Annotated in this window: 20 protein-coding genes and 1 pseudogene; 10 read left to right on the plus strand and 11 right to left on the minus strand. The window is 73.4% G+C overall.

All coding sequences use genetic code 11. The features are described 5' to 3' along the window. Nucleotides 1-34 precede the first annotated feature (34 nt). Nucleotides 35-619, plus strand: a complete 585-nt coding sequence (locus IF55_RS18050; protein ID WP_030882853.1) for a TetR/AcrR family transcriptional regulator — start codon at nt 35-37, stop codon at nt 617-619. 119 nt (nt 620-738) lie between these two features. Here the strand turns inward: IF55_RS18050 and IF55_RS18055 are convergent, their stop codons facing one another. From IF55_RS18055 to IF55_RS18080, 6 genes and pseudogenes are all read right to left on the minus strand, one after another. Beyond that, nucleotides 739-1,440, minus strand: coding sequence for a phosphatase PAP2 family protein (locus tag IF55_RS18055; RefSeq protein WP_030882856.1), 702 nt, complete (start codon nt 1,438-1,440; stop codon nt 739-741). Nucleotides 1,441-1,957: 517 nt separating this feature from the next. Then, entirely contained in the window at nt 1,958-2,896 is a 939-nt protein-coding gene (locus IF55_RS18060) for a M56 family metallopeptidase (protein WP_030882858.1), read from the minus strand. Between the two features lie 173 nt (nt 2,897-3,069). Next, nucleotides 3,070-3,630, minus strand: a complete 561-nt coding sequence (locus IF55_RS18065; RefSeq protein ID WP_030882861.1) for a DUF5134 domain-containing protein — start codon at nt 3,628-3,630, stop codon at nt 3,070-3,072. Between the two features lie 203 nt (nt 3,631-3,833). After that, nucleotides 3,834-5,054: a GDSL-type esterase/lipase family protein gene (locus tag IF55_RS18070; RefSeq protein WP_048832128.1), complete on the minus strand. Its 1,221-nt coding sequence runs from the start codon at nt 5,052-5,054 to the stop codon at nt 3,834-3,836. Nucleotides 5,055-5,260: 206 nt separating this feature from the next. Beyond that, nucleotides 5,261-5,782: pseudogene (locus IF55_RS18075) on the minus strand (TetR/AcrR family transcriptional regulator); the annotation flags it as partial. Nucleotides 5,783-6,089: 307 nt separating this feature from the next. Then, complete coding sequence (locus tag IF55_RS18080; RefSeq protein WP_030882867.1) at nt 6,090-6,476, minus strand: VOC family protein; 387 nt, start codon at nt 6,474-6,476, stop codon at nt 6,090-6,092. Nucleotides 6,477-6,578: 102 nt separating this feature from the next. Between IF55_RS18080 and IF55_RS18085 the strand changes: the two genes are divergently transcribed. Then, nucleotides 6,579-7,157 carry a GNAT family N-acetyltransferase gene (locus IF55_RS18085; RefSeq protein ID WP_078644630.1) on the plus strand — a complete coding sequence of 193 codons (579 nt, stop codon included), beginning with the start codon at nt 6,579-6,581 and terminating at the stop codon, nt 7,155-7,157. Between the two features lie 32 nt (nt 7,158-7,189). Here IF55_RS18085 and IF55_RS18090 read toward each other — a convergent pair whose 3' ends face one another. The 4 genes from IF55_RS18090 to IF55_RS18105 form a co-directional block, all read right to left on the minus strand. Continuing rightward, nucleotides 7,190-8,119, minus strand: coding sequence for an amino acid ABC transporter ATP-binding protein (locus IF55_RS18090; protein ID WP_342668319.1), 930 nt, complete (start codon nt 8,117-8,119; stop codon nt 7,190-7,192). Further along, entirely contained in the window at nt 8,116-9,027 is a 912-nt protein-coding gene (locus IF55_RS18095) for an amino acid ABC transporter permease (RefSeq protein ID WP_030882888.1), read from the minus strand. The genes IF55_RS18090 and IF55_RS18095 overlap by 4 nt, the downstream gene beginning before the upstream one ends. Next, the gene (locus IF55_RS18100) at nt 9,024-9,902 is read right to left on the minus strand and encodes an ABC transporter substrate-binding protein (protein WP_030882895.1); all 879 of its coding nucleotides are present in this window, start codon (nt 9,900-9,902) and stop codon (nt 9,024-9,026) included. The genes IF55_RS18095 and IF55_RS18100 overlap by 4 nt, the downstream gene beginning before the upstream one ends. 168 nt (nt 9,903-10,070) lie before the next feature. Beyond that, complete coding sequence (locus IF55_RS18105; protein WP_030882898.1) at nt 10,071-10,754, minus strand: glycerophosphodiester phosphodiesterase; 684 nt, start codon at nt 10,752-10,754, stop codon at nt 10,071-10,073. A gap of 433 nt (nt 10,755-11,187) precedes the next feature. On the opposite strand from IF55_RS18105, the gene IF55_RS18110 reads away from it, so the two are divergent. From IF55_RS18110 to IF55_RS18120, 3 genes are read left to right on the plus strand one after another with little or no spacing between them, the layout of a single operon-like run. Next, a complete protein-coding gene (locus IF55_RS18110; protein WP_030882900.1) occupies nt 11,188-12,585 on the plus strand; it encodes a DUF6421 family protein in 1,398 nt (465 codons plus the stop codon). Between the two features lie 35 nt (nt 12,586-12,620). Further along, a complete protein-coding gene (locus IF55_RS18115; protein WP_030882902.1) occupies nt 12,621-13,382 on the plus strand; it encodes an SDR family NAD(P)-dependent oxidoreductase in 762 nt (253 codons plus the stop codon). Next, nucleotides 13,361-14,461 carry a threonine aldolase family protein gene (locus tag IF55_RS18120; protein WP_030882903.1) on the plus strand — a complete coding sequence of 367 codons (1,101 nt, stop codon included), beginning with the start codon at nt 13,361-13,363 and terminating at the stop codon, nt 14,459-14,461. Before IF55_RS18115 ends, IF55_RS18120 begins: the two co-directional genes overlap by 22 nt. A 974-nt stretch (nt 14,462-15,435) precedes the next feature. On the opposite strand, the gene IF55_RS18125 is transcribed toward IF55_RS18120, so the two are convergent. Further along, nucleotides 15,436-16,164, minus strand: coding sequence for a lysophospholipid acyltransferase family protein (locus IF55_RS18125; protein WP_030882906.1), 729 nt, complete (start codon nt 16,162-16,164; stop codon nt 15,436-15,438). 307 nt (nt 16,165-16,471) lie between these two features. On the opposite strand from IF55_RS18125, the gene IF55_RS18130 reads away from it, so the two are divergent. The 5 genes from IF55_RS18130 (at nt 16,472) to IF55_RS18150 (ending at nt 21,205) form a co-directional block, all read left to right on the plus strand. Beyond that, complete coding sequence (locus IF55_RS18130) at nt 16,472-16,810, plus strand: TlpA family protein disulfide reductase (RefSeq protein WP_030882908.1); 339 nt, start codon at nt 16,472-16,474, stop codon at nt 16,808-16,810. A 398-nt stretch (nt 16,811-17,208) separates the two neighbouring features. After that, nucleotides 17,209-17,715 carry a flavin reductase family protein gene (locus IF55_RS18135; protein WP_030882912.1) on the plus strand — a complete coding sequence of 169 codons (507 nt, stop codon included), beginning with the start codon at nt 17,209-17,211 and terminating at the stop codon, nt 17,713-17,715. A gap of 220 nt (nt 17,716-17,935) precedes the next feature. Further along, nucleotides 17,936-18,721 (plus strand): electron transfer flavoprotein subunit beta/FixA family protein, encoded by a 786-nt coding sequence (locus tag IF55_RS18140; protein ID WP_030882914.1) that lies wholly within the window; start codon nt 17,936-17,938, stop codon nt 18,719-18,721. A gap of 60 nt (nt 18,722-18,781) precedes the next feature. Continuing rightward, nucleotides 18,782-19,744: an electron transfer flavoprotein subunit alpha/FixB family protein gene (locus IF55_RS18145; RefSeq protein ID WP_030882916.1), complete on the plus strand. Its 963-nt coding sequence runs from the start codon at nt 18,782-18,784 to the stop codon at nt 19,742-19,744. 174 nt (nt 19,745-19,918) lie between these two features. Beyond that, nucleotides 19,919-21,205 carry a DUF6986 family protein gene (locus IF55_RS18150; RefSeq protein WP_030882919.1) on the plus strand — a complete coding sequence of 429 codons (1,287 nt, stop codon included), beginning with the start codon at nt 19,919-19,921 and terminating at the stop codon, nt 21,203-21,205. Nucleotides 21,206-21,627: the final 422 nt, after the last annotated feature.

Genomic DNA, 21,627 nt, shown 5'->3' on the forward strand with positions numbered 1-21,627 from the left:
CGGGCGGGCGTACGAGGCGAGGAGGAGATCCACGGTGCCGACCGGCGTAGCCATCCAGGATGTGCGGGAGCAGTTGTTCGCCGCCGCCGAACGCGTCCTGCTCCGGGACGGTCCGAGCGCGCTGACCAGCCGGGCGGTCACCGCCGAGGCCGGCTGCGCCAAGGGTGTGCTGCACCGGCACTTCGCCGACTTCGACGCCTTTCTCGCCGCCCTCGTGCTCGACCGCGTCGCCCGCCTCGACGCCCGGACCGCCGCCCTGCGCGCCCGCGCGGGCGACGGCGCCGTCGCGGACAACCTCACCGCGGCGCTCACGGACCTCTTCGAGTCGGTCGCCGTGGCCATCGTCGGCCTCGTCACCTCCCGAGACGACCTGCGCGCCCGCCTCCGTCGCACCACCCCGACCGGCATCCCGCTGCTGACCGAGGCCACCGCCATGATCGCCGCCTACCTCGCCGCCGAACGCGAACTCGGCCGCATCGCCCCCGACGCCGACATCGACACCCTCGCCCCCATGCTCATCGGCACCGCCCACATGCTCTTCGCCGACCGCAAGGGCACCCCGCCGACGTCCGCCGCCCTTCACAAGGCCGTCGAAACCGCGCTCCTGGGCGCCATGTGAACGCCACGGGAGAGGGGTCGGGGGCGCAGGGCGCGCGTACTGCCTCGCGCCCGTTGTCCTGACGTGCCGTCAGGACAACGGGCGCTGGCTTCCCTCCCTCCTCGCCCTCGTCGGCGTCGCTAGCCTCGTCGCCACACCCCAAGCCCGTACGCGCCCACCGCCCCCATCAGCAGCGCTGCCCCCAAGAGCGCGCCGCCGACGACGTCGGAGAGCCAGTGCACGCCCAGGTAGACCCGGGTGAGGCTCACGCCGGCGACGGAGACGGCCGCGGCGGCCGTGGCGGTTCCGAGCCATGTGCTGCGGGTGCCGTGCAGGGCCAGCAGCCATACCAGGAGGCCGCACACCACGGTCGCCGTCAGGGCGTGGCCGGAGGGGAAGGCGGCGTAGCGCGCGGAGTCCACCGGGTCCGGCCAGTGCGGGCGCGGGCGGTCCACCGCGGCCTTCAGGCCCTGCTGGAGGACCGTGCCCAGGGCGGCCGTGGCCGCCGCCCAGAGCGCGAGCGGGAGTTCGCGCCGCCATACGAGCCAGGCCCCGACCGCGAGCAGTGCCGCTCGCATCGCGGTGGGCGACCACACCCAGTCCGTGAGCACGCGCGCGGCCCGCGTGAGGCCGGGCTGCCCGACGGCCACCCGGTGCAGCACGTCGGCCACCGACCGGTCCAGCGACACCAGCGGCCCCCACTCCAGCGCGACCAGCGTCAGGAGCACCGCCGACACGGCGGCGAGCAGCGCGCCCGCGCGCAGACAGCGCGCCGCGCACCGAGCACGCGGACAATCCGGCGGCGTAGCACGCCCGGCAGGCGGCGGGAGCGGAACGGACATGCGCAGATCGTCGCCGATTCCGCAGCCGCCCGCTATCGCGATGCCGCCCGCCAACGGCGCGGCTCGCCCACCCCAGGTACGCTCCGACCCCGCTCGTCGACCGCCGTGGCGCGCCCCGCCCCTTGCCGCAGACCATCGCAGCGCGCCCCGCGCCGCGCCGGCCGCCCTCTCGCAGTGCGTGCCGTGCTCGGGCGGCCCCCGCCCTGTCGTGGTGCGTCCCGCGCCGGGGCCGACCGTCCTGTCGCACTGCGCTTCGCGCGCCAGCAGGTCTCGCCGCCCCCTGCCGTAGCACGTTCCAGCCCCTGGCCCGGCCTCGCCGCCCCTGCCGTAGCGCGCGTGCCAGCAGGCCCCGCCCCCTGGCCCGGCCTCGCCGCCGGCGCCCCTCCCGGCAGGCGTCACCCCGCCGCGCCGTCCGGCACGGACGCTCCCAGCCGCAGGGGGAGGCGCCCCCGGCCGCCTCGCGGCCGCCACGCCCCGGACGAACGCTCATTCCGGGTGAACAGCGCCGGTCACGGCGCTACCGCAGCGCGCTCAGCCCCGGCATGAACGCCACCAGCAGCGGCACGACGGGAACGAGCGCGGCGGCCGCCGTCAGCCGCAGGCGTCGGCCCGCCGTCAGCCGGGGGGCGGCCGACAGCAGTCGGTGAACGCGCTGGGGGACCTGCGCCACTTGGTTCGGGCAGGGCCCGAACACCCCGCGCTCCTCGTTGAGTTGGACGAGCGCGAGCGCGATCGTCAGCCGACCGAAGCGCCGCGAGGCGACATCGTCGGCGGCCAACTCGACCAGCCGGTGCACCTGATCGCGGAACCCCGCGAACACCGGCACCTGCGGGAACCCGGCGGCCAGCGCCGAAGAGCAGTGCAGCAGCCAGTCGTGGCGGGCGCGCGCGTGGCCCTGCTCGTGCGCGAGGACCGCGTCCAACTGCGACCCTTTGAGCCGCCGCAGCGCCGCCGTCGTGATCACCAACTGGGCGGCGGCACCGCCCGGCAGCCACCAGGCGTCCGGCCGGTCGCCCTCCAGGACGACCAGGCGGTCCGCGCCCGCCTCCTCGCCGGGCAGCAGCGGCGAGCGTACGAGCAACTCGGCGCGGCGCTGCTTGCGGCGGGCGCGGGCCCCGCGGATCTCGCGCGTCAGCATCGCGGCGGTCCACATCGCGCCGCAGGCGAGGGCGACGGCCACCGGCGCGGCCCACGGCCCGTACGCGGTGAGCGCGTAAGCCTCCACCACTCCGCGTGGCGCGGGCGCGAAGACGTTGCCGCGCACGGCGTCCCACGCCGACGCGGCGCTCAGCGCCATCGCGAGCGCGCAGCAGAGCAGCACGGCCACCACCACGCACTGCCATACCCACAGGGCCAGTACGGGTTCGCGATCGGGCCAGTCGGAACGGGTCAGCACGCGCGGCGCCATCGCCGCGACCAGTCCGCCGAGGACCAGCAGTGCGAGCGGGACCATCATGGCCGTCAGCCTATGAGGGCGCGTCCACCCCGGGTACGGTCCCGCGCGGGAAGTGACGCATGCCACTCGGGTGTACTCGGTCACCATGAACGGGCCCCGGCGACCGTGATCGCCTGCTGGTATTCAAGGGCTCGCGGCAGACGGCGATACGCGTCCGGCGGGGCGAGCGGCCCTCAGAGGGTGAGCAGCATCGCGAGCATCCCGATGCCCATCGACAGCCTGCACGCGTTGGTCAGTTCGGCCCGGCCCGGCAGCGGCAGCTCGCCCGTGGCGATGGCCACCGCCGGCACCAGACGCGCCACGGTCCGTACGACGTACACCGCGAAGTACACCATCAGCAACCCGGTCAGCAGCGGCGTGCCCGCCGGCACGTGCCCGCCCGCGTGGTGCGCGGGCCCGGCGGCGCCGCCCGTCATCGAGAGCGCCATATAGACCATCGCGAACGCGCCCACGGCGTGGTGCAGATGATGCGCCTGCGCGATGGTGCCCCGGGACAGCAGCAGCGCCCGCAGCCCCGCCGCGCCGAAGACCAGGCCGAACAGCGGCGGCCCCCACGGCCGCTGATCGAGCACCCCCGAGGGCACCGCCATCACCGCCATGCCCAGCCCCATCAGCGCGTCGCCGCCCGTGGCCCGGCGGCGCTCGGCCGCGCCCCGTATCCGCACCAGGCAGTACGCGCCGGTCAACGCGCACAGCGTCACCAACAGCCAGCCGACCAGCGGTGGTCCATGCACGGCACACCTCCCTGGGGACACCCCTCACGGATGCCCGGAAGATGCCCACCGCCGTACGCACGCAAGCGGCGCACGGACGTAATGGGGGAGCGCGGCGGCGGTGATCGCCGCATCGGGGACGGTGCGCGGGCGGGGGCGGCGCCCGGGGCCGTACGGCACGCGCCGGCCGCCCGTCAGGTCAGCGACCGTCAGAAACGGGCCGCTCAGGCGCGGTCGGCGGGGGAGGGGCCATCCGCGGCGAAGGGGCCGTCGGCGGCGAACGGGCCCTCGGGGGCGAAGGCCAGAGCCGCGAAGCGCTCGCCGATGCGGCGGTGCGCGGCGGCGTCCGGGTGGAGCTCGTCGGGCAGCGGCAGCTCGGCGTAGTCCGCCTCGCCGTAGAGGTCCCGCCCGTCGAGGTAGTGCAGGTTCGCGTCGGCGGCGGCCCGCTGCTCCACCACGCGGCTCAGTTCGTCCCGGATGACGTTCAGGGTCAGCTTCCCGGCGGCCCGCTCGGCGGGGTCGCCTGTCGCCCGGAACCGGATGCGCCCCTCGGCGACCCCGCTGAAGTCCGGGGCACAGGGGCCGGGGGTGTCCTCGTGGATGGGGCACAGGATGGGCGCGAGAACGAGCAGGGGGGCGTCCGGGTGGCCTTCGCGGATGGTGTCGAGGAAGCCGTGCACGGCCGGGCCGAAGGCGCGCAGCCGCATCAGGTCGGCGTTGACGATGTTGATGCCGAACTTGACGCTGATCAGGTCGGCGGGGGTGTCCCGCATCGCGCGGGCGGTGAACGGGTCGAGCAGCGCGCCGCCGCCGAAGCCCATGTTGACCAGTTCCACGCCGCCGAGCGAGGCGGCCAGCGCGGGCCAGGTGGTGGTGGGGCTCGCGGCGTCGGAGCCGTGGCTGATCGAGCTGCCGTGGTGCAGCCACACCCGCCGGCCGTGGTCCGGCGCGGGCTCGACGGGGGCGTCGGTGCGCAGCGCGAGGAGTTCGGTGGTCTCGTTGTGCGGCAGCCAGATCTCGATGTCCTTGGCGCCGCCGGAGAGGCCGTCGAAGCGCAGGGTGCCGGGCGCGCCGGTCCGCTGTTCGGCGGTGCCGGCCGCCATGTCGATGGTCAGGGCGTTGCCGCCCGGCACGCTGCCCTGTCCGGCCGGGGCGCCGTCGACGACGAGGTCGTACAGGCCGTCCGGGCGGGGCGGCGCGCCCACGTAGATCCGCTTGGTGGGCCGGGTCTCCAGCTCGACGGCGGTGGCGCGGGTGCGGAAGGCCAGCCGTATGCCCGAGGGCTGGGACTCGGCCATGGCGAGCTGCCCGTCCGTGTTCTGGGCGCGGGCCCAGGCGGGCAGTCGGTGCGGCAGCACGCCGTGCTCGGTGTGCTCCAGATCGAGGGCGCCGCGCAGCAGCTCCTCGGTGATGGGGGTGGTGATCCAGTCGTGCTCGGTGCTCATGGTGCCAACCTGTCGGTCGTGTCGTTCAGGGGTGCGGGCTCTTCGGTCGCGCCCGCCGGCCGCGCGGGCGGGGGCTCGGGGCGGTCTCGGGGCGGTACGGGGCCGGGCCTAGGGCGTTTCTGATGGATCTCCGTGGGTGAAGGAGCGGCGTCCGGTGCGTGCTCTCGGCGTGCCGGCCGGAGGCCCGCGTACTGGACGTACTTGGGCCGCGACCAGGACTCCTGCGAGTTGGGGGCGCTGTGGCTGAACCCGCCGGCCGACTCCAGGCTGACGTAGCCGTGGAAGACGCTGCCCAGCAGCCGGACCGCGTGGGTCTGGTCCGGTTCCGCCAGGTCGTAGCCGCGCAGGATCGCCCGCGTCATCTGCGCGTGCCGGACCCCGGCGCTCGCGGCCGCGGTCTCGTCGTCGAGCCTGAGTTGGGCCGCCGTGTAGCGGCCGGGGTGTTCCCGGGCGTAGTCGCGGTAGACGTTGGCGAAGGCGGTGAGGGCGTCCTTGCCGGCCCGGCCGGCCAGTGCGGCGGCGCACCGGTCGGCGAGTTCCTCCAGGGCGAGCAGGGCGATCTTGGTCCTGAGGTCCTGGGAGTTCTTCAGGTGCGAGTAGAGACTCGCGACCTTGACGTCGAACTGCCGGGCGAGCGCCGAAACGGTCACCTGGTCGAAGCCGACCTCGTCGGCCAGCTCCGCTCCGGCCTGGGTCAGGCGTTCCGCGGTCAGCCCTATGCGTGCCATATCGGTCCTCTCGTTTGCCAGAACCCACTATGCATTTGCCTAAAGCTTTTAGGCAAATCGGATCGCTCTTTAGCCTGATCGCCGGTACTCATCTCGGAGCGGGCCCGCCTGGAAGGCTGCGGCCATTCACCCGGATGGCCTAACGAAGGGTTCGACCGGGAGGAAACGGCGAAGGCGCCCCCGGACGGGGACGCCTCGCGAACGGTGAGCCGGACAGCGGGTAGGGCGACGAGCAGGACAGCGGGTCGGCGGGGGCCGGACAGCGGGCCGGGCGGCGGGCCGGGCGGCGGGCCGGGCGGTACGGGGATCAGGCGCGGAACCGCAGCGGATGGTCCTCCGGCACCTCCACCAGCACGATCCGCACCCTGTCGGGATCGCTGACCCACATCTCCACGAGCCCCCAGGGCTCCCGCACCGGCGGCCGCAGGACCTCGACCCCGGCCCGTACCAGCTCGTCGTGGGCCGCCGCGACGTCCGCCACCTGGAGCCACAGCCGCATGCCGGGCGCGGGCGGCTCGTCGGAGCGGCCGGAGAGTTCGAGGAAGCCCCCGCCCAGGAAGTAGACCGTGCCGCGTTCGGGGCCCGTACCGAACTCCCGGTACACCGCCAGCCCCAGCGCCGTGCCGTAGAACGCGCGGGAGCGGTCCGGGTCGGTGGGCCGCAGGAGAGTCCTGCTGCTGAGTACGTGAACCATGCCCGCGACCCTACGCACCGCCTCCGGGTTAGGCTCGTACGCCGCGAAAAGATCGTACGGACTCGTACGCCGCGCAAGATCGTACGGAGAGGACCCCACCGCATGGACGCCGCACAGAGCCGCACCGCCGAGGCCGCCCCGGCTTCCGACCCGGCCTCGGCGCCGGACTTCCGGATCGCCGCGCGGGCCGACATCCCGGCCGTCGTGGAGCTGATCGAGTCGGCGTACCGCGGCGACGCCAGCCGCGCCGGCTGGACCACCGAGGCGGACCTCCTGGACGGGCAGCGGACCGACCCCGAGGGCGTCGCCGCCGTCCTCGACGCCGAGCACGGCCGGCTGCTGCTGGCCGAGCGGGACGGCGCGCTCGTCGCCTGCTGCCAGCTCGAACACCGCGGCGACCACGCCTACTTCGGCATGTTCGCGGTGCGCCCCGCGCGGCAGGGCGGCGGCCTCGGCAAGGCCGTCATGGCGGAGGCGGAGCGGTTCGCGCGCGCCGAGTGGGGCGCGCGCGAGATGCGCATGACGGTGATCCGGCAGCGCGACGACCTGATCGCCTGGTACGAGCGCCGGGGCTACGAGCGCACCGGCGAGGTGACGCCGTTCCCGTACGGCGACGAGCGGTTCGGCATCCCGCGCCGCGCCGACCTCGCCTTCGAGCTGCTGGTCAAGCCGCTGGCCTGAGCCGCCGGGCGGGCCAGGGCCCTCCTGCTCGCCTACAGCCGGCCCGCCGCGACGATCCGGCGCAGGAAGCGCCGGGTCCGCTCCTGGCGGGGCGCGCCGAAGATCTCCTGCGGCGTTCCGCGCTCCAGCACCACCCCGCCGTCCAGGAAGCACACCTGGTCCGCGACCTCCCGGGCGAACCCCATCTCATGGGTGGCCAGCACCATCGTCATGCCGTCCTCCTTGAGGTCGCGCACCACCCCCAGCACCTCGCCCACCAGCTCCGGGTCGAGCGCCGCGGTGATCTCGTCGAGCAGCAGCAGCCGGGGGCGGGCGGCCAGCGCCCGTACGATCGCGACGCGCTGCTGCTGGCCGCCGCTGAGCCGGTCCGGATACTCGCCCGCCTTGTCGGCGAGGCCGAGCCGCTCCAGGAGCTCGCGCGCCCGCTCCCGCGCCGCCTCGCGGGAGACGCCGTGCACCCGGCGCGGGGCGAGCGTGATGTTCTGCTCCACGGTCATGTGCGGGAAGAGGTTGTACGCCTGGAAGACCACGCCGATCCGGCGGCGCACGGCGTCCGGGTCGACGCGCGGGTCGGTGATCTCCTCGCCGTCCAGGAAGATCGCGCCGTCGTCGATCTCCTCCAGCAGATTCGCGCAGCGCAGCAGCGTGGACTTGCCGGAGCCGGACGCGCCGATCAGCGCGGTCACGGTGTGCGAGGGCACCTCCAGATCCACATCGCGCAGCACCACCGACCGGCCGAAGCTCTTGCGCACCGCCTCCAGCCGCAGCACCGGCTCGGAGGTCTCGGAGGTGCGGCCCGCCTCCCCGTCCGTACGGTCAGACGTGCTCGTACGGTCAGACGTGCTCGTACGGCCCGACGTGCTCGTACGGTCCGACGTGCCCGTACGGTGCGACGCGCTCGTACGGTCCGAAGCGCCCGCTCTGTCCGGCTCGGCCGTCCGGACCGGCTCCGGCTCGGTCATACGATCCCTCCCTGCGCCCGGCGGCGGTCCGTGCGGGCCGTGATCCAGTCCGTGAAGCGGGTCATGGGGATGGTCAGCGCCACGAAGATCAGCCCCGCGACCACGTACGGCGTGTAGTTGAAGCTCTTGCCCGTGATGATCTGCGCCGCGTACACCGCGTCCACCGCCCCCGCGATGGACACCAGCCCGGTGTCCTTCTGGAGCGACACCAGGTCGTTGAGGAGCGGCGGCACCACCCGCCGCACGGCCTGCGGGAGCACCACGTAGCGCAGCGTCCGGCCGGCCGACAGGCCCAGCGAGCGGGCGGCCGCGCGCTGGCTCGGATGCACGGACTCGATGCCCGCGCGGAAGACCTCGGCGACGTACGCGGAGTACGTCAGCGTGAGCGCCGCGCCGCCCAGCAGCACGGGGTTGGAGGTCACCCCCTGGAGCCGCAGCGCCGGAACGCCGAAGACCACCAGCAGCAGACAGATGATCAGCGGCAGGCCGCGGAAGAAGTCGGTGTACGCGGTGGCGAGGGCGCGCAGCGGGAAGAACACCGGGCCGCGCAGGGTGCGGGCGACGGCGAGCAGCAGCCCGAGGGCGAGGACGCACGCGCCGCAGATCACCAGCAGGCGGACGTTGAGCCAGAGCCCGTCGAGCACCTTGGGCAGCGCCTCGCGCGCGTAATGGGCGGAGAAGAACGTGTCGCGGGTGCGCGGCCAGCCGGGGGAGCGGGTGATCACGAAGTAGAGCACCACGGCGGTCACCAGCGAGCTGACGGCCGCGATCGCCGTCGCCCGGCGCGCCCGGGTGCGGTGGAAGCGCTCGCGCGCGATCCGCCGGGCCGACGGCACGTATCTCCCCGGCTCCCCGGGCCCTTCGGGGTCTCCGGGCTCCTCCCGCGCCACGGCCTCTCGCGCGCTCATTTCAGCACCGGCGCGTCGACGGCCTCGGAGAGCCACTTCTTCTCGATCCGCGCGAGCGTGCCGTCGCGGCGCAGCGCGTCCACGGCGCCGCTGACGCACGGGGTGAGCCGGGAGCCCTTGTCGAGGACGAGCCCGAACTGCTCCGTCCTGCCGCCGGTGTCCGCGAACTGCCCGACCACCTCGGCGTCCTGGACCTCGCTGGAGGTGATGTAGAAGGCGGTCGGCAGGTCCACGACGATCGCGTCGACCTGTCCGTTCTTGAGCGCCGTCTTGGCGAAGTCGCTCTTCTGGTAGACGGCCGGCCGCCGTTCGGGCCGCACGATGTCGGTGAGGACGTCGAGGCTGGTCGTGCCGACCTGCGCGCCGAGCTTGGCCTTTCGGAGGTCGGCCACGGTCTTCGCCTTCGCGGCGGGGGAGTCCTTGAGGGCGATGACGGCCTGGCGGACGTCGTAGTAGCCGGACGAGAAGTCGACGGCGTTCTTCCGCTCGTCGCTGATGGAGATCTGGTTCAGGTCGAAGTCGAATTTCTTCGCGCCCGGCGCGAAGGCGTTGTTGAAGGGGACCGTCTGCCAGAGCACGTCGTCCCGGCCGTACCCCAGCCGGTCGGCCACCGCGTACGCGACCGCCGACTCGAACCCCTTGCCGCTCGCGGGATCGTCCTCCTGGAACCAGGGCGCGTAGGCGGGCTTGTCCGTGCCGACGGTCAGTTTGCCGGGCGTCTGCGTGGTCAACTTCCCCTTGGCACAGGTCTCCTTGGACATCGCGGGGGACTTGGAGGCGTCGGCCTCGTCCTGCGGTGCGCAGCCGACCACCGCCGTGAGCAGCAGGACGGCGGCGGTGGCGGCGAGTCGTACGTGCTGGTTGGCGACGGGCATGGCGGGAGACTCGCAGGCCGACCGGGGTCTGTCCAGATCATTTCGGCAACCGTCCGAATAGCGGAAGAACGTTGCCAGTTCATGAATTCCGGCCGGGGCGACGGCAGTTCGGCGGAAGGCGTGTGAGTCCGGATACGGCGGGCGGGGCTCCGCCGTACGCGGGCGGGGCTATGCCGTATAGCGCGCCGCGTTCTTGATCTCCGGGAAGTCGGTGGTGCCGCCGTCCAGGCCGAGGCCGCGCGCGAGCTTCAGATGCTCGGGGGTGTTGACGACCCAGCCGATGACCTTGAGCCCGGCGGCGTGCGCGAGCCCCACCAGCTCCAGGGTCAGCCTGGTGATGTCCAGTACGAGCAGGCCGGCGCCCACGGCCTTCGCCCGGTCGACCACGTCGAGTCCGTAGTACTGGGCGACCAGCCCGGTCCGTACGCCCGGCAGCAGCTTCGCGATCTCGGCGAGCGCCGCGTCGTGGAACGAGATCACCTCGACGCGACCGGTCGCATCGCGCCGCCGCAGCACCTCGGCGAGGGCGCGGGCCGCCGCCGCGTCCTTGATCTCCGCCTGGATCGGCGCCCGTACGGCCTCCAGGACCTCCTCGAAGACAGGGACGCGCTCGCCGCTCCCCGCGTCGAGGCCGCGCAGCTCGTCGAGGGTGAGGTCGGCGATGGGGCCCTCGCCGTCGGTGGTGCGGCCGACATCGGCGTCGTGCATCACGACGAGCGCGCCGTCCTTGCTCAGATGCAGGTCCAGTTCGATGGCGTCCATGCCTTCGCGGTCCGCGCGGACGAAGGAGCGGAGGGTGTTCTCGGGCTCGACGCCCATCACCCCGCGGTGGCCGATCGTGAGGAAAGGCAAAACTCTCTCGCTTCCGTCGTCGGTGGCTGGAGCGGACGGCCGCAGCCTAATGGGGGCCGCCGGCGGGGCCGGGGGCCTCGACGGGCGGACGCGCGGGCGCCTTCGGGGCCCGGAGGCGGCGCGGCGCCGGGGCGCGTACGGGGCGGGGCGCGGGCGGCGGCCCGGTCCCGTCACCCGTGGGTGGGCGAGTCCCGCGGGCGCTGACGCCGGGGTCGTGGCGGCGTCGGCGGACCCTTGCGCGTTCACCCGGATACCGCAACCCCTACCTCTGTGCCGGAAGTGGCGGAACCCGTTCCGCGGACCGATGCGCGCAGGAAAAACAGCGGCGATATAGGGGGGTCGACAGGATAATTTATCGAGACTCCCCTTGAGTGGGTGAAGGACACATGGATACGGTGTCTTAACGCCAGGTTCTCCAGTGGAGGGATCAGTCATGACACAGACGCTTACGTCCGCGGCCGCGGGCTCCGGTGCGGCGACCGCCGAGCGCGTGGTCGAGCACCCGGCCTGGTCCACCCTCAAGGAGGCCGTGGAGACGATCCGCCCCTGGCAGTCCAAGGACGGCTCCATCGATTTCGAGGCGGCGGGCGCGCCACCGGGCGAGGAGGCGGTGGCCCAGGTGGAGCGGGTGATAGGGGCTGTCGAGCAGCTCGCCCCGCTGCTCCCGCACGACGCCGCGTACCACACGGCCCTCGTCGCCGATCTGCGCCGGTGGGCCGAGGACGGCTTCGCCGTGCCCGACTTCCTCGACTCGCTGCTGGCCTTCCAGCCCGCCGCCGAGCGCGTCGACGGCCGCCAGCACCTCGTGGTCTTCCCGATGTACACGCAGAACGGGAACCCCGACCGCAACCTCGAAGCCGTCGTCCTGCGCCTCGTATGGCCCGACTGGCTGGCCGAGCTGGAGCGCACCCGCTACGACAACCCGCTCTACCTCGGCATCACCTTCGAGGACTTCACCGCCGGCTACGACACCAACTCCGCCGTCCTCTTCCCGGAGACGATCGCCGTGCGCGAGGCCCCGGAGCGGTTCTCCTGGGGCGGCATCTTCTGCGACCGCGAGGCGGCCCGCTTCCGCCGCGTCACCGAGTCCGCCGTCGAGACCCTCGGCCTCGAACTGCCCGCGGACATCGCGGAGATGGTCGGCGACCAGGACCGCTGCCAGCAGGCGTTCGTCCTGTGGGACATGGTCCACGACCGCACCCACAGCCACGGTGACCTGCCCTTCGACCCCTTCATGATCAAACAGCGCCAGCCGTTCTGGATGTACGGGCTCGAAGAGCTGCGCTGCGACCTCACCGCCTTCCGGGAGGCCGTCAAGCTGGAGGCCGACGGCTACCGCCAGGGCCGCGACGTGCAGTACGCCGTCCTCTTCGACCGGATGTTCCGCTTCCCCGTCACCGGCGAGCGGGTCCGCAACTACGACGGGCTCGGCGGCCAGCTCCTCTTCGCCTACCTCCACCAGCACGACGTCGTACGCTGGACGGACAACACACTGCACATCGACTGGGACCGCGCACCGCAGGTCACCAACAAGCTGTGCGGCGAGATCGAGCAGCTCTACCGCGACGGCATCGACCGCCCCAAGCTCGTCCACTGGTTCGCCGCGTACGAGCTGGTCTCGACCTACCTCGCCCCGCACCCCGGTTCGGTGTGGGCCAAGGGCCCCGACGCCCTCGACCTGAACCAGCCGCCGCGCAAGCTCGTGGACGACGTGCTTCCGGACGAGTTCCCGCTCAGCATGTTCTATGAGGCCCTCTCGAAGAAGCTGCGCAAGGTGATCGCCTCCACCAAGGGCATCACCGCCGAGAGCGCCGGGCGAGTGGCCGCGTGAGCGAGCACGGAGAACTGCGGGAAGGGGCGAAGACCATGAGCACACCCACGACGAACGGCGGCCGGCTGGACGGCGCGGTCGTGGCGGTGGCCGGGGCCGCGGGCCCGGCGGGCCGCGCCGCACTGCTGCGGCTCGCCGAGGCCGGGGCGACCGTCGTCGCCGCCGACGCGGACCCCGCGCGGCTCGCCGAGGCCGTGGACGCGGCCCGGTACGCGCACGGTGGGGCCACCGTCACCGGCGACACCGTGGACCTGCTGGACCTGGAGGCCACCCGCTCCTGGGCGGACCGCACGGAGAAGGAGTTCGGCCGTATCGACGGCCTGGTGCACCTGGTCGGCGGCTGGCGCGGCTCCGCCACCTTCGCCGAGACGGACCTCGGGGACTGGGCGAAGCTGGAGAAGCTGCTGGTCCGTACGGTGCAGCACACCTCGCTCGCCTTCGAAGGCGCCCTCAAGCGCTCCGGCAACGGGCGGTATCTGCTGACCAGCGCGGCGGGAGCGTCGAAACCCACCGCCGGTAACGCCGCCTACGCCGCCTCCAAGGCCGCCGCCGAGGCGTGGACCCTCGCGCTCGGCGACGCCTTCCGCAAAGCGGGGGGCGAGAGCGGCCCGGCGGCCGCGGCTGCCATCCTGGTGATCAAGGCGCTCGTGCACGACCAGATGCGCGCCGAGCGCCCGAACGCGAAATTCGCGGGCTTCACGGACGTCAAGGACCTGGCCCAGGCCATCGTCGGCGTCTGGGACCGCCCCGCCACCGAAGTGAACGGAACCCGTCTGTGGCTGACCCCCGAACCGTGACCGAGGCCCCGGCGGCCACCGACGCCGTGCGCCGCCACGACCCCGAGCTGCGCGGCTTCGCCAGCGACAACTACGCCGGCGCGCACCCGGAGATCCTGGCGGCGCTCGCCCTCGCCAACGGCGGTCATCAGATCGCCTACGGCGAGGACGTCTACACCGAACACCTCCAAGACGTCTTCCGCGCCCACTTCGGGCCGCGTGCTGAAACGTTTCCGGTGTTCAACGGGACCGGCGCCAACGTCGTCTCGCTGCAAGCCGTCACCGAGCGCTGGGGCGCGGTGATATGCGCCGACGGCGCGCACATCAACGTCGACGAGTGCGGCGCGCCCGAGCGGGTGGGCGGCCTCAAGCTGCTCACCGTCCCCACCCCCGACGGCAAGCTCACGCCCGAGCTCATCGACCGCGAGGCGTTCGGCTGGGACGACGAGCACCGGGCCATGCCGCAGGTCGTCTCGATCACCCAGACCACGGAGTGCGGCACCTGCTACACGCCCGAGGAGATCCGGGCGATCTGCGACCACGCGCACCAGCACGGCATGACGGTGCACGTCGACGGCTCCCGCCTCGCCAACGCCGCGGCGACCCTCGGCGTCCCCTTCAGCGCGTTCACCACCGACGCCGGCGTCGACATCCTCTCCTTCGGCGGTACCAAGAACGGCCTGCTGTTCGGCGAGTGCGTCGTCGTCCTCAACCCCGACGCCGTACGGGCCATGAAGCACCTGCGCAAGCTGTCCATGCAGCTCGCCTCCAAGATGCGGTTCGTCTCCGCCCAGTTCGAGGCGCTGCTCTCCGGCGACCTCTGGCTGCGCAGCGCCACCCACGCCAACGCGATGGCATCCCGCCTGGCGCGCGGGGCCCAGGCCGTGGACGGCGTCGAGGTGGTCCACCAGGTGCAGGCCAACAGCGTCTTCGCCCGCCTCCCGCACGACGTGAGCGAGCGCCTCCGCAAGCGCTACCGCTTCTACGACTGGGACGAGCCCACCGGCCTCGTCCGCTGGATGTGCGCCTTCGACACCACCGAAGCCGACGTGGACGCCTTTGTAGCCGCCCTCACAGAAGAAATGACCGCCCACCGCTGACGCGAAGCGCCGTGCCCGGCGCGATGCCCACCCGCAAGCCCGCCCTCCGCCGACGACAGTGCGCCCGACCGCACGAGCCCAAGCGGCTCGGCCCGGGCGCACTGCCGCGCCTCCGCGCCGGCCGGGCGCCGTGGCGTCCCCTGGCCCCGGGCGTGCCAGACTGCCTGCGCTGGTCGCGTACGCTCCGTGGGGCCCCTTGTTCCTCCGCGTGCCAGGCCGCCCGCCCCGGCCGTGTACGCGCCGTGGTCCACCCGGCGGTGCGCGCTTTGGCGGCGCGACCGCGCGGCGCTCGCCGCTGCCTCGCCCGTGGGCGTAGGGCGCGCTGTGACCGGCGATGTGCGCCCGGAGGAAGCGGGGCAAAGCTTGCCGGGATGGGTGCTGGCCCGCTGAACGACAGTGCGCCCGACCGTACGAGCCGAAGGGCACGGGCCGGGCGCGTACGACGGCGTCTCCTCCTCGCGACGCGCGGGGGCCACCCGTGCCCCGCCCTCCGCACGCGTGCGTGCCCGGCACGTGGCGACGCCACGACGAACACCGCGCCGTGCCCCCGGCAGGCGCAGCGCGGTGCTGGAGCGGTCGTGCGGGTGTCTGCGGCGCGCATCGCCCGCCCCGGCCGCGTACGCGCCGTGGTCCACCCGGCGGTGCGCGCTTTGGTGGCGCGAGCGCGCGGCGCTCGCCGCTGCCTCGCCCGTGGGCGTAGGGCGCGCTGTGACCGGCGATGTCGCCCGGAAGCAGTCGTCCACCGCGTGTTGGGCGGCGCCCTATCCCGCTGACGACCGTACGAGCCGAAGGGCGCGGGCCGGGCGTGTAGGACGGCGGCGCCACGCGCGCACGCGTGCGCGCTTCCGCGGCGTGAGCGCGCGGAGCGTGGCGGCGCCACGACGAACACCGCGCCGTGCCCCCGGCAGGGCACGGCGCGCACGCCGGCCGCGCGGCGGCGGGGCACACCGGTGCGAGAGCCCCCAGCGGGAGCGTCAGTGGCTGTGGAGGGCCTTGGCCTCGGCGGGGGTGGGGGCGGTGCCGCCGAGGTGGGCGGGGACCCACCAGGGGTCGTCGGAGTCCTTGGGGCGCACGGGGTAGGCGCGCTGGGCGGCCTCCAGCAGTTCCTGGATCCGCGCCCGCAGCCGCTCGGTGATGGAGTCCGCGTGCTCGGCCGGGTCGGCGGCCATCGGCTCGCCCACCCGCAGCGCGATCGGGATGTGGTGGCGGCCGAAGTCGCGTTTGCGCCCCTTCGTCCACAGTCGCTGCGTGCCCCACAGAGCCATCGGCAGCAGCGGCACCCCGGCCTCCTGGGCCAGCCGTGCCGCACCGGACTTGAAGTTCTTCAGAGTGAACGACTCGGATATCGTCGCCTCCGGGAACACCCCGATGATCTCTCCCGACCGCAGGGCCTTGAGCGCGTGCTTGTACGCCTCCATGCCGGCCGCCCGGTCCACCGGGATGTGCTTCATCGCGCGCATCAGCGGGCCCGAGATCTTGTGCCGGAACACCGACTCCTTGGCCATGAACCGCACCAGCCGCTTGGCGGGCCGGGCCGCCATTCCGCAGAAGACGAAGTCGAGATAGCTGATGTGGTTGCTCACCAGAACCGCCCCGCCGCGCCGTGGGACGTTCTCCGTGCCCTGGGCGTCGAAGCGCAGGTCGAGCACTTTGAACATGGTGCGGGCCGTACCGATCACCGGGGGATAGACGAGCTCTGCCATATCGGGGGACCCTTCTGTTCCTCGGGAGGGTTCTCCCGACGGAAGTTACGCGGCCGTAGGTTCTCGGCTTTCGGCAGATCGTGCCTGATGTCGGGCCCGGCGGCCACCTTGCGGGCGTTCGGCGCCGGGAGATTCTCATCACGTCGCGTCACGTCGCGCGCGGTGCTCCGGCGCGGCCGAAGCTACACCCGGAGCGGACGGGACATCAGGAAGAGCCGATTTCCCGTCGCGGGAATCCTCACGGCCGCTCGGGCGCTGCACCGTTGTCGGGCCGGTGCGGGACGAGGACGAAGCAGGGAGGGCCGTGGTGCGGGCGCAGGGCGACGAGGAGCGCGACGGAGAGCGGCTGAGCGCGGCCGAGATCGGCGCGGAGCTGGGGGAGAGGGCGACGCTCGTCCAGTTCTCCAGCGCCTTCTGCCAGCCGTGCAGGGTCACCCGCCGCACCCTGGACGAGGTGGCCCGCATGGTCGAGGGGGTGGCCCACGTCGAGATCGACGCCGAGGCCCGGCTGGAGCTCGTACGGGCCCTCGGCGTCGACCGCACGCCGACCGTCCTCGTCCTCGACGCGGCCGGCCGCGTCGTGCGCAGGGCCGCCGGGCAGCCCCGCACGGTGGACGTCATCGCCGCGCTCGGCGCGGCCGTCTGAAGGCGGCCGCCGACGATGCCCGCCCGACGGACGAGACCTGAGCGGCACCGGACGGCGCCCGAGCGGCAGCCGATCCCGCCCGAGCGGAGCCCGGCGGCCCCCGAACGAAAGCCATCGGCCCCCGAACGAAAGCCATCGGCCCCCGAGCGACAGCCATCGCCCGAGCGGCAGCCGATGCCCCCGCCCCGTCCGCCCGTGAGACGGCTCCCACCTGGCAAGACCCCCTTGACGCTGCGTACGACGAATCGTCAGGGTGACGACATGCGGCCTGGATCCCTCCTTCTCTACGGACGTGCGCACGTCGACCTGTTGCGGACCGCGAGCGCCCGCTGTCCGCGCGCGTGAGCGGACGCGACGGCATCTCTCCCGGCTCGAACCTCCAGCAGAAGGACTCCTCCATGACGGCCTCACCCGGCCTCGGCACGCCCCAGCTCGCCGCCCCCGAACTCCTGCGCTCCGTCTTCCGCCGGCACGCCGCGGGCGTCGCGGTGATCACCGCGCGCGGCGCGAAACCGGTCGGCTTCACCGCGACCTCGCTCACCTCCGTGGCCGCCGAGCCCCCGCTGCTCTCCTTCGGCGCCGGTACGGGCTCCTCCAGTTGGCCCGTATTGGCCGAGGCCGAGTACGTGGGCGTGCACATCCTCGGCGAGCACCAGCGGGAGCTGGCCGCCACCTTCGCCCGCAGTGGTGTCGACCGCTTCGCCGAGCCGACGTCCTGGCGTACGGGCCCGGAGGGCGTGCCGCTGCTCGACGGCGTGCTGGCGTGGCTGGTGTGCCGGGTGGTGGCCCGGGTGCCGGCCGGCGACCACCGGCTGGTGCTCGCGGAGGTGGTCGCCGGCGACCCGGCGGGGGCGGGCCGGCCGCTCCTCTACCACCAGGGCCGCTTCAACGCCCTGCGCGACTGACGCGCCCCGTCCCCGACGCCTTCGCCCACCATTTCCCGACCCGTTCCCCGACCGTAGGCAAGGTCACAGTTCAGCGGCCTTGCTTCCGGGGAATGAGCTGGATGTACTGACGAGTAATATTTCGTTCGGAGCGGGGCCGCCCCGGACGGAATCCGCCCCACAAGGCGCCTATGCTGCCTGCACAAGGCAGCCGAAGAGACGATGCAGTAGGAGAGCCGGCGTGAGCTTGAGGATCGTTGTCTGTGTGAAGTACGTGCCCGACGCCACCGGCGACCGGCACTTCGCCGAGGACCTGACCGTCGACCGCGACGACGTGGACGGCCTGCTCTCGGAGCTCGACGAGTACGCGGTCGAGCAGGCGCTGCAGATCGCCGACGAGGCGGATGAAGCCGAGATCACCGTGCTGACCATCGGCCCCGAGGACGCCAAGGACGCGCTGCGCAAGGCGCTGTCCATGGGTGCCCACAAGGCCATCCACGTCGAGGACGACGACCTGCACGGCACCGACGCGCTGGGCACCTCCCTGGTGCTCGCCAAGGCCGTCGAGCACGCCGGCTACGACCTCGTCATCTGCGGCATGGCCTCTACCGACGGCGGCATGGGCGTGCTCCCGGCGATCCTCGCCGAGCGTCTGGGCGTGCCGCAGGTGACCCTGCTCTCCGAGGTCTCCGTCGCCGACGGCAAGGTCACCGGCCGCCGCGACGGCGACACCGCCAGCGAGCAGTTGGAGGCGGCGCTGCCGGCCGTCGTGTCCGTGACCGACCAGTCGGGCGAGGCCCGCTACCCGTCGTTCAAGGGCATCATGGCCGCCAAGAAGAAGCCCGTGGAGTCCCTGGACCTCTCCGACCTGGGCATCGAGGCGGACGAGGTCGGCCTCGACGGCGCCTGGACCAAGGTCGACGACGCCGCGGAGCGTCCGGCCCGTACGGCGGGCACGATCGTCAAGGACGAGGGCGAGGGCGGCAAGCAGCTCGCCGAGTTCCTCGCGGGCCAGAAGTTCATCTGAGCGCCCGACGGCCCGTACGCACCCTCACCCGCCTCGTCTTCCCCGCAGGAGAGCAGAACCATGGCTGAAGTCCTTGTCTACGTCGACCACGTGGACGGCGCCGTCCGCAAGCCCACCCTCGAACTGCTGACCCTGGCCCGCCGCGTCGGCGACCCCATCGCCGTGCACCTCGGCCCGGGCGCCGAGGAGGCCGCGAAGGTCCTCGGCGAGCACGGCGCCGTCAAGGTCCTGGCCGCCGACGCCCCGGAGTTCGGCGACTACCTCGTCGTGCCCAAGGTCGACGCGCTCCAGGCCGCGTACGAGGCCGTGTCCCCGGCCGCCGTGCTCGTACCCTCCTCCGCGGAGGGCAAGGAGATCGCGGCCCGCCTCGCCGTCCGCATCGGCTCCGGCATCATCACCGACGCCGTCGACCTGGAGGCCGGCGACGAGGGCCCGGTGGCCACGCAGTCCGTCTTCGCGGCCTCGTTCACCACCAAGTCCCGCGTCACCAAGGGCACCCCGGTCATCACCGTCAAGCCCAACTCCGCATCCCCCGAGGCCGCCCCGGCCGCCGGCGCGGTCGAGCAGCTCGCCGTCTCCTTCGGCGAGCAGGCCACCGGCACCAAGGTCGTCTCCCGCACCCCGCGCGAGTCGACCGGCCGCCCGGAGCTGACGGAGGCCGCGATCGTGGTCTCCGGCGGCCGCGGCGTCAACGGCGCCGAGAACTTCCCCGTCATCGAGGGCCTGGCCGACTCGCTCGGCGCGGCCGTCGGCGCCTCCCGCGCGGCCGTCGACGCCGGCTGGTACCCGCACTCCAGCCAGGTCGGCCAGACCGGCAAGTCCGTCTCCCCGCAGCTCTACATCGCGGCGGGCATCTCCGGCGCGATCCAGCACCGGGCGGGCATGCAGACCTCGAAGACCATCGTGGCCATCAACAAGGACGCCGAGGCCCCGATCTTCGACCTCGTCGACTACGGCGTGGTCGGCGACCTCTTCGACGTCGTCCCGCAGCTCACCGAGGAGGTCAAGACCCGCAAGGGCTGACCGCGCGCAGCGAGCGGCGGCGGTTCGTACGACCCGGTCGGGGCCGTACGGGCCGCCGCCGCGCGTCCGGCGCCGGCGGAGCGCCTGTTGACCCCCGTATGCCGTGCCGTTAGCTTCGCCCCACGAACTTCCACAAAACGTTGATGTGGTGGGCGGACAGCGGGAGGGCGCCGGATGGGACAGCACGAGACGGCCGCGACCAGCCTCGGCCAGGCCGTACGCGACGAGCTCGACGCGTCCCTCGCGGCCGTCGACGCCGACCTCGCGCGCCGCTACCCGGGCGACCCCGGCACCCGGCAGCCCGTCCACACCGTCTACGTGCCCGCCGACGCCTACGCCGCCGACACCGTGCGCACCTGGGGCGAACGGGCCCTCGCCGCGCTCGACGAGCACGCCCCCGACGCCGCCTCCCTCGCCGCCGTCCTCGGCATCCCCGACGACCTCGCCGAACCCGTCCACACGCGCGTACGGGCCAAGCTGGAGCGCGAACCCGTCGAAGACCTGCGCGTCGACTTCGAGGACGGCTACGGCCCGCGCACCGGCGCCGACGAGGACGCCGACGCCGCCCGCGCCGCCGAACTCACCGCCGCCGCCTGCCAGGACGGCACCGCGCCCCCGTACATCGGCATCCGGATGAAGAGCATGGAGGCCGCCGTCCGGGACCGCGGCATCCGCACCCTCGACATCTTCCTCACCGGCCTGATGGACGCCGGCGGCCTCCCCGCGGGGCTCGTGCTGACCCTCCCCAAGACGAGCCGCCCCGAGCAGGTGGCCGCGATGGCGCGGCTGGCCGAGGAGTTCGAGCGGGCGCGCGGCCTCGCCCCCGGCCGGATCGGCTTCGAGATCCAGATCGAGACCACCCAGGCCATCCTCGGCGCCGACGGCACCGCCACCGTCGCCCGCATGATCGACGCCGCCGGCGGACGCGCCACCGCGCTGCACTACGGCACCTACGACTACAGCGCCGCCTGCGGCATCGGCGCCGCCCACCAGTCCCTGGACCACCCGGCCGCCGACCACGCCAAGGCCGTCATGCAGGCCGCCGCCGCGGGCACCGGCGTCCGGCTGTCCGACGGCTCCACCAACGTGCTGCCCGTCGGCCCCGCCCGCCGGGTCCACGACGCCTGGCGCCTCCACCACCGGCTCGTCCGCCGCTCCCTGGCCCGCGGCTACTACCAGGGCTGGGACATGCACCCGGGCCACCTGCCCACCCGCTACGCCGCCGTCTACGCCTTCTACCGCGAGGGGCTGGAGCGGACCGCCGCCCGCCTCGTCGCGTACACGCACCGCGCGGGCGGCGACATCACCGACATCACGGACGAACCCGCCACCGCCCGTGCCCTCAGCGGCCACCTGCTGCGCGGCCTGGACTGCGGCGCGGTCGACGCCGCCGAGACGGCCCGGCTGACCGGCCTCACCCGCGCCGACCTCGAAGCGCTCGCGGGCCGTCCACGGAGATGACCGGCGCCCGCACCTGCCGTCACTCCCGGCGCGCCGCGCGCCGCCGGCCGCGGTGCCGGAACAGCCGAGCCCGCTGCGAGAGCCTGCTGCGCATCCGGACCGTCACGGCGAAGGCCACCAGCAGGATCAGCACCCCCAGGCTCGCCGCCTGCCACACCAGCGACTGGAGCACCGTCACGACTCCTATGAAGGCGATCCCCAGCAGGAACACCATCTCGCGCAGCTCCTTCTTGAGCTGGTACGAGCGGCTGGAACGGATCCGGACCGTCGCCAGCCACTGCTCGCCCAGCCCCAGCCCCCACCACAGCCGCCGGTCCAGGAAGACCCACGGCAGATCGGGGTACGTCCCCAGCGCGTCCAGGGAGCTCGGATAACGGCTCGTCATGTCCCCGCCGTGCAGATACGTCCGCCGCTCCTGCACC

Source organism: Streptomyces varsoviensis (assembly GCF_000718635.1).
In the GTDB taxonomy this organism is placed as follows: Bacteria; Actinomycetota; Actinomycetes; order Streptomycetales; family Streptomycetaceae; genus Streptomyces; species Streptomyces varsoviensis.

What these genes read in the sequence shown, in the direction of transcription:
- IF55_RS18055 (WP_030882856.1), bottom strand. Translation starts at nt 1,440, where the DNA reads ATGTCCGTTCCGCTCCCGCCGCCTGCCGGGCGTGCTACGCCGCCGGAT.
- IF55_RS18060 (WP_030882858.1), bottom strand. Translation starts at nt 2,896, where the DNA reads ATGATGGTCCCGCTCGCACTGCTGGTCCTCGGCGGACTGGTCGCGGCG.
- IF55_RS18070 (WP_048832128.1), bottom strand. Translation starts at nt 5,054, where the DNA reads ATGAGCACCGAGCACGACTGGATCACCACCCCCATCACCGAGGAGCTG.
- IF55_RS18080 (WP_030882867.1), bottom strand. Translation starts at nt 6,476, where the DNA reads ATGGTTCACGTACTCAGCAGCAGGACTCTCCTGCGGCCCACCGACCCG.
- IF55_RS18085 (WP_078644630.1), top strand. Translation starts at nt 6,579, where the DNA reads ATGGACGCCGCACAGAGCCGCACCGCCGAGGCCGCCCCGGCTTCCGAC.
- IF55_RS18090 (WP_342668319.1), bottom strand. Translation starts at nt 8,119, where the DNA reads ATGACCGAGCCGGAGCCGGTCCGGACGGCCGAGCCGGACAGAGCGGGC.
- IF55_RS18095 (WP_030882888.1), bottom strand. Translation starts at nt 9,027, where the DNA reads ATGAGCGCGCGAGAGGCCGTGGCGCGGGAGGAGCCCGGAGACCCCGAA.
- IF55_RS18100 (WP_030882895.1), bottom strand. Translation starts at nt 9,902, where the DNA reads ATGCCCGTCGCCAACCAGCACGTACGACTCGCCGCCACCGCCGCCGTC.
- IF55_RS18110 (WP_030882900.1), top strand. Translation starts at nt 11,188, where the DNA reads ATGACACAGACGCTTACGTCCGCGGCCGCGGGCTCCGGTGCGGCGACC.
- IF55_RS18115 (WP_030882902.1), top strand. Translation starts at nt 12,621, where the DNA reads ATGAGCACACCCACGACGAACGGCGGCCGGCTGGACGGCGCGGTCGTG.
- IF55_RS18125 (WP_030882906.1), bottom strand. Translation starts at nt 16,164, where the DNA reads ATGGCAGAGCTCGTCTATCCCCCGGTGATCGGTACGGCCCGCACCATG.
- IF55_RS18135 (WP_030882912.1), top strand. Translation starts at nt 17,209, where the DNA reads ATGACGGCCTCACCCGGCCTCGGCACGCCCCAGCTCGCCGCCCCCGAA.
- IF55_RS18145 (WP_030882916.1), top strand. Translation starts at nt 18,782, where the DNA reads ATGGCTGAAGTCCTTGTCTACGTCGACCACGTGGACGGCGCCGTCCGC.
- IF55_RS18150 (WP_030882919.1), top strand. Translation starts at nt 19,919, where the DNA reads ATGGGACAGCACGAGACGGCCGCGACCAGCCTCGGCCAGGCCGTACGC.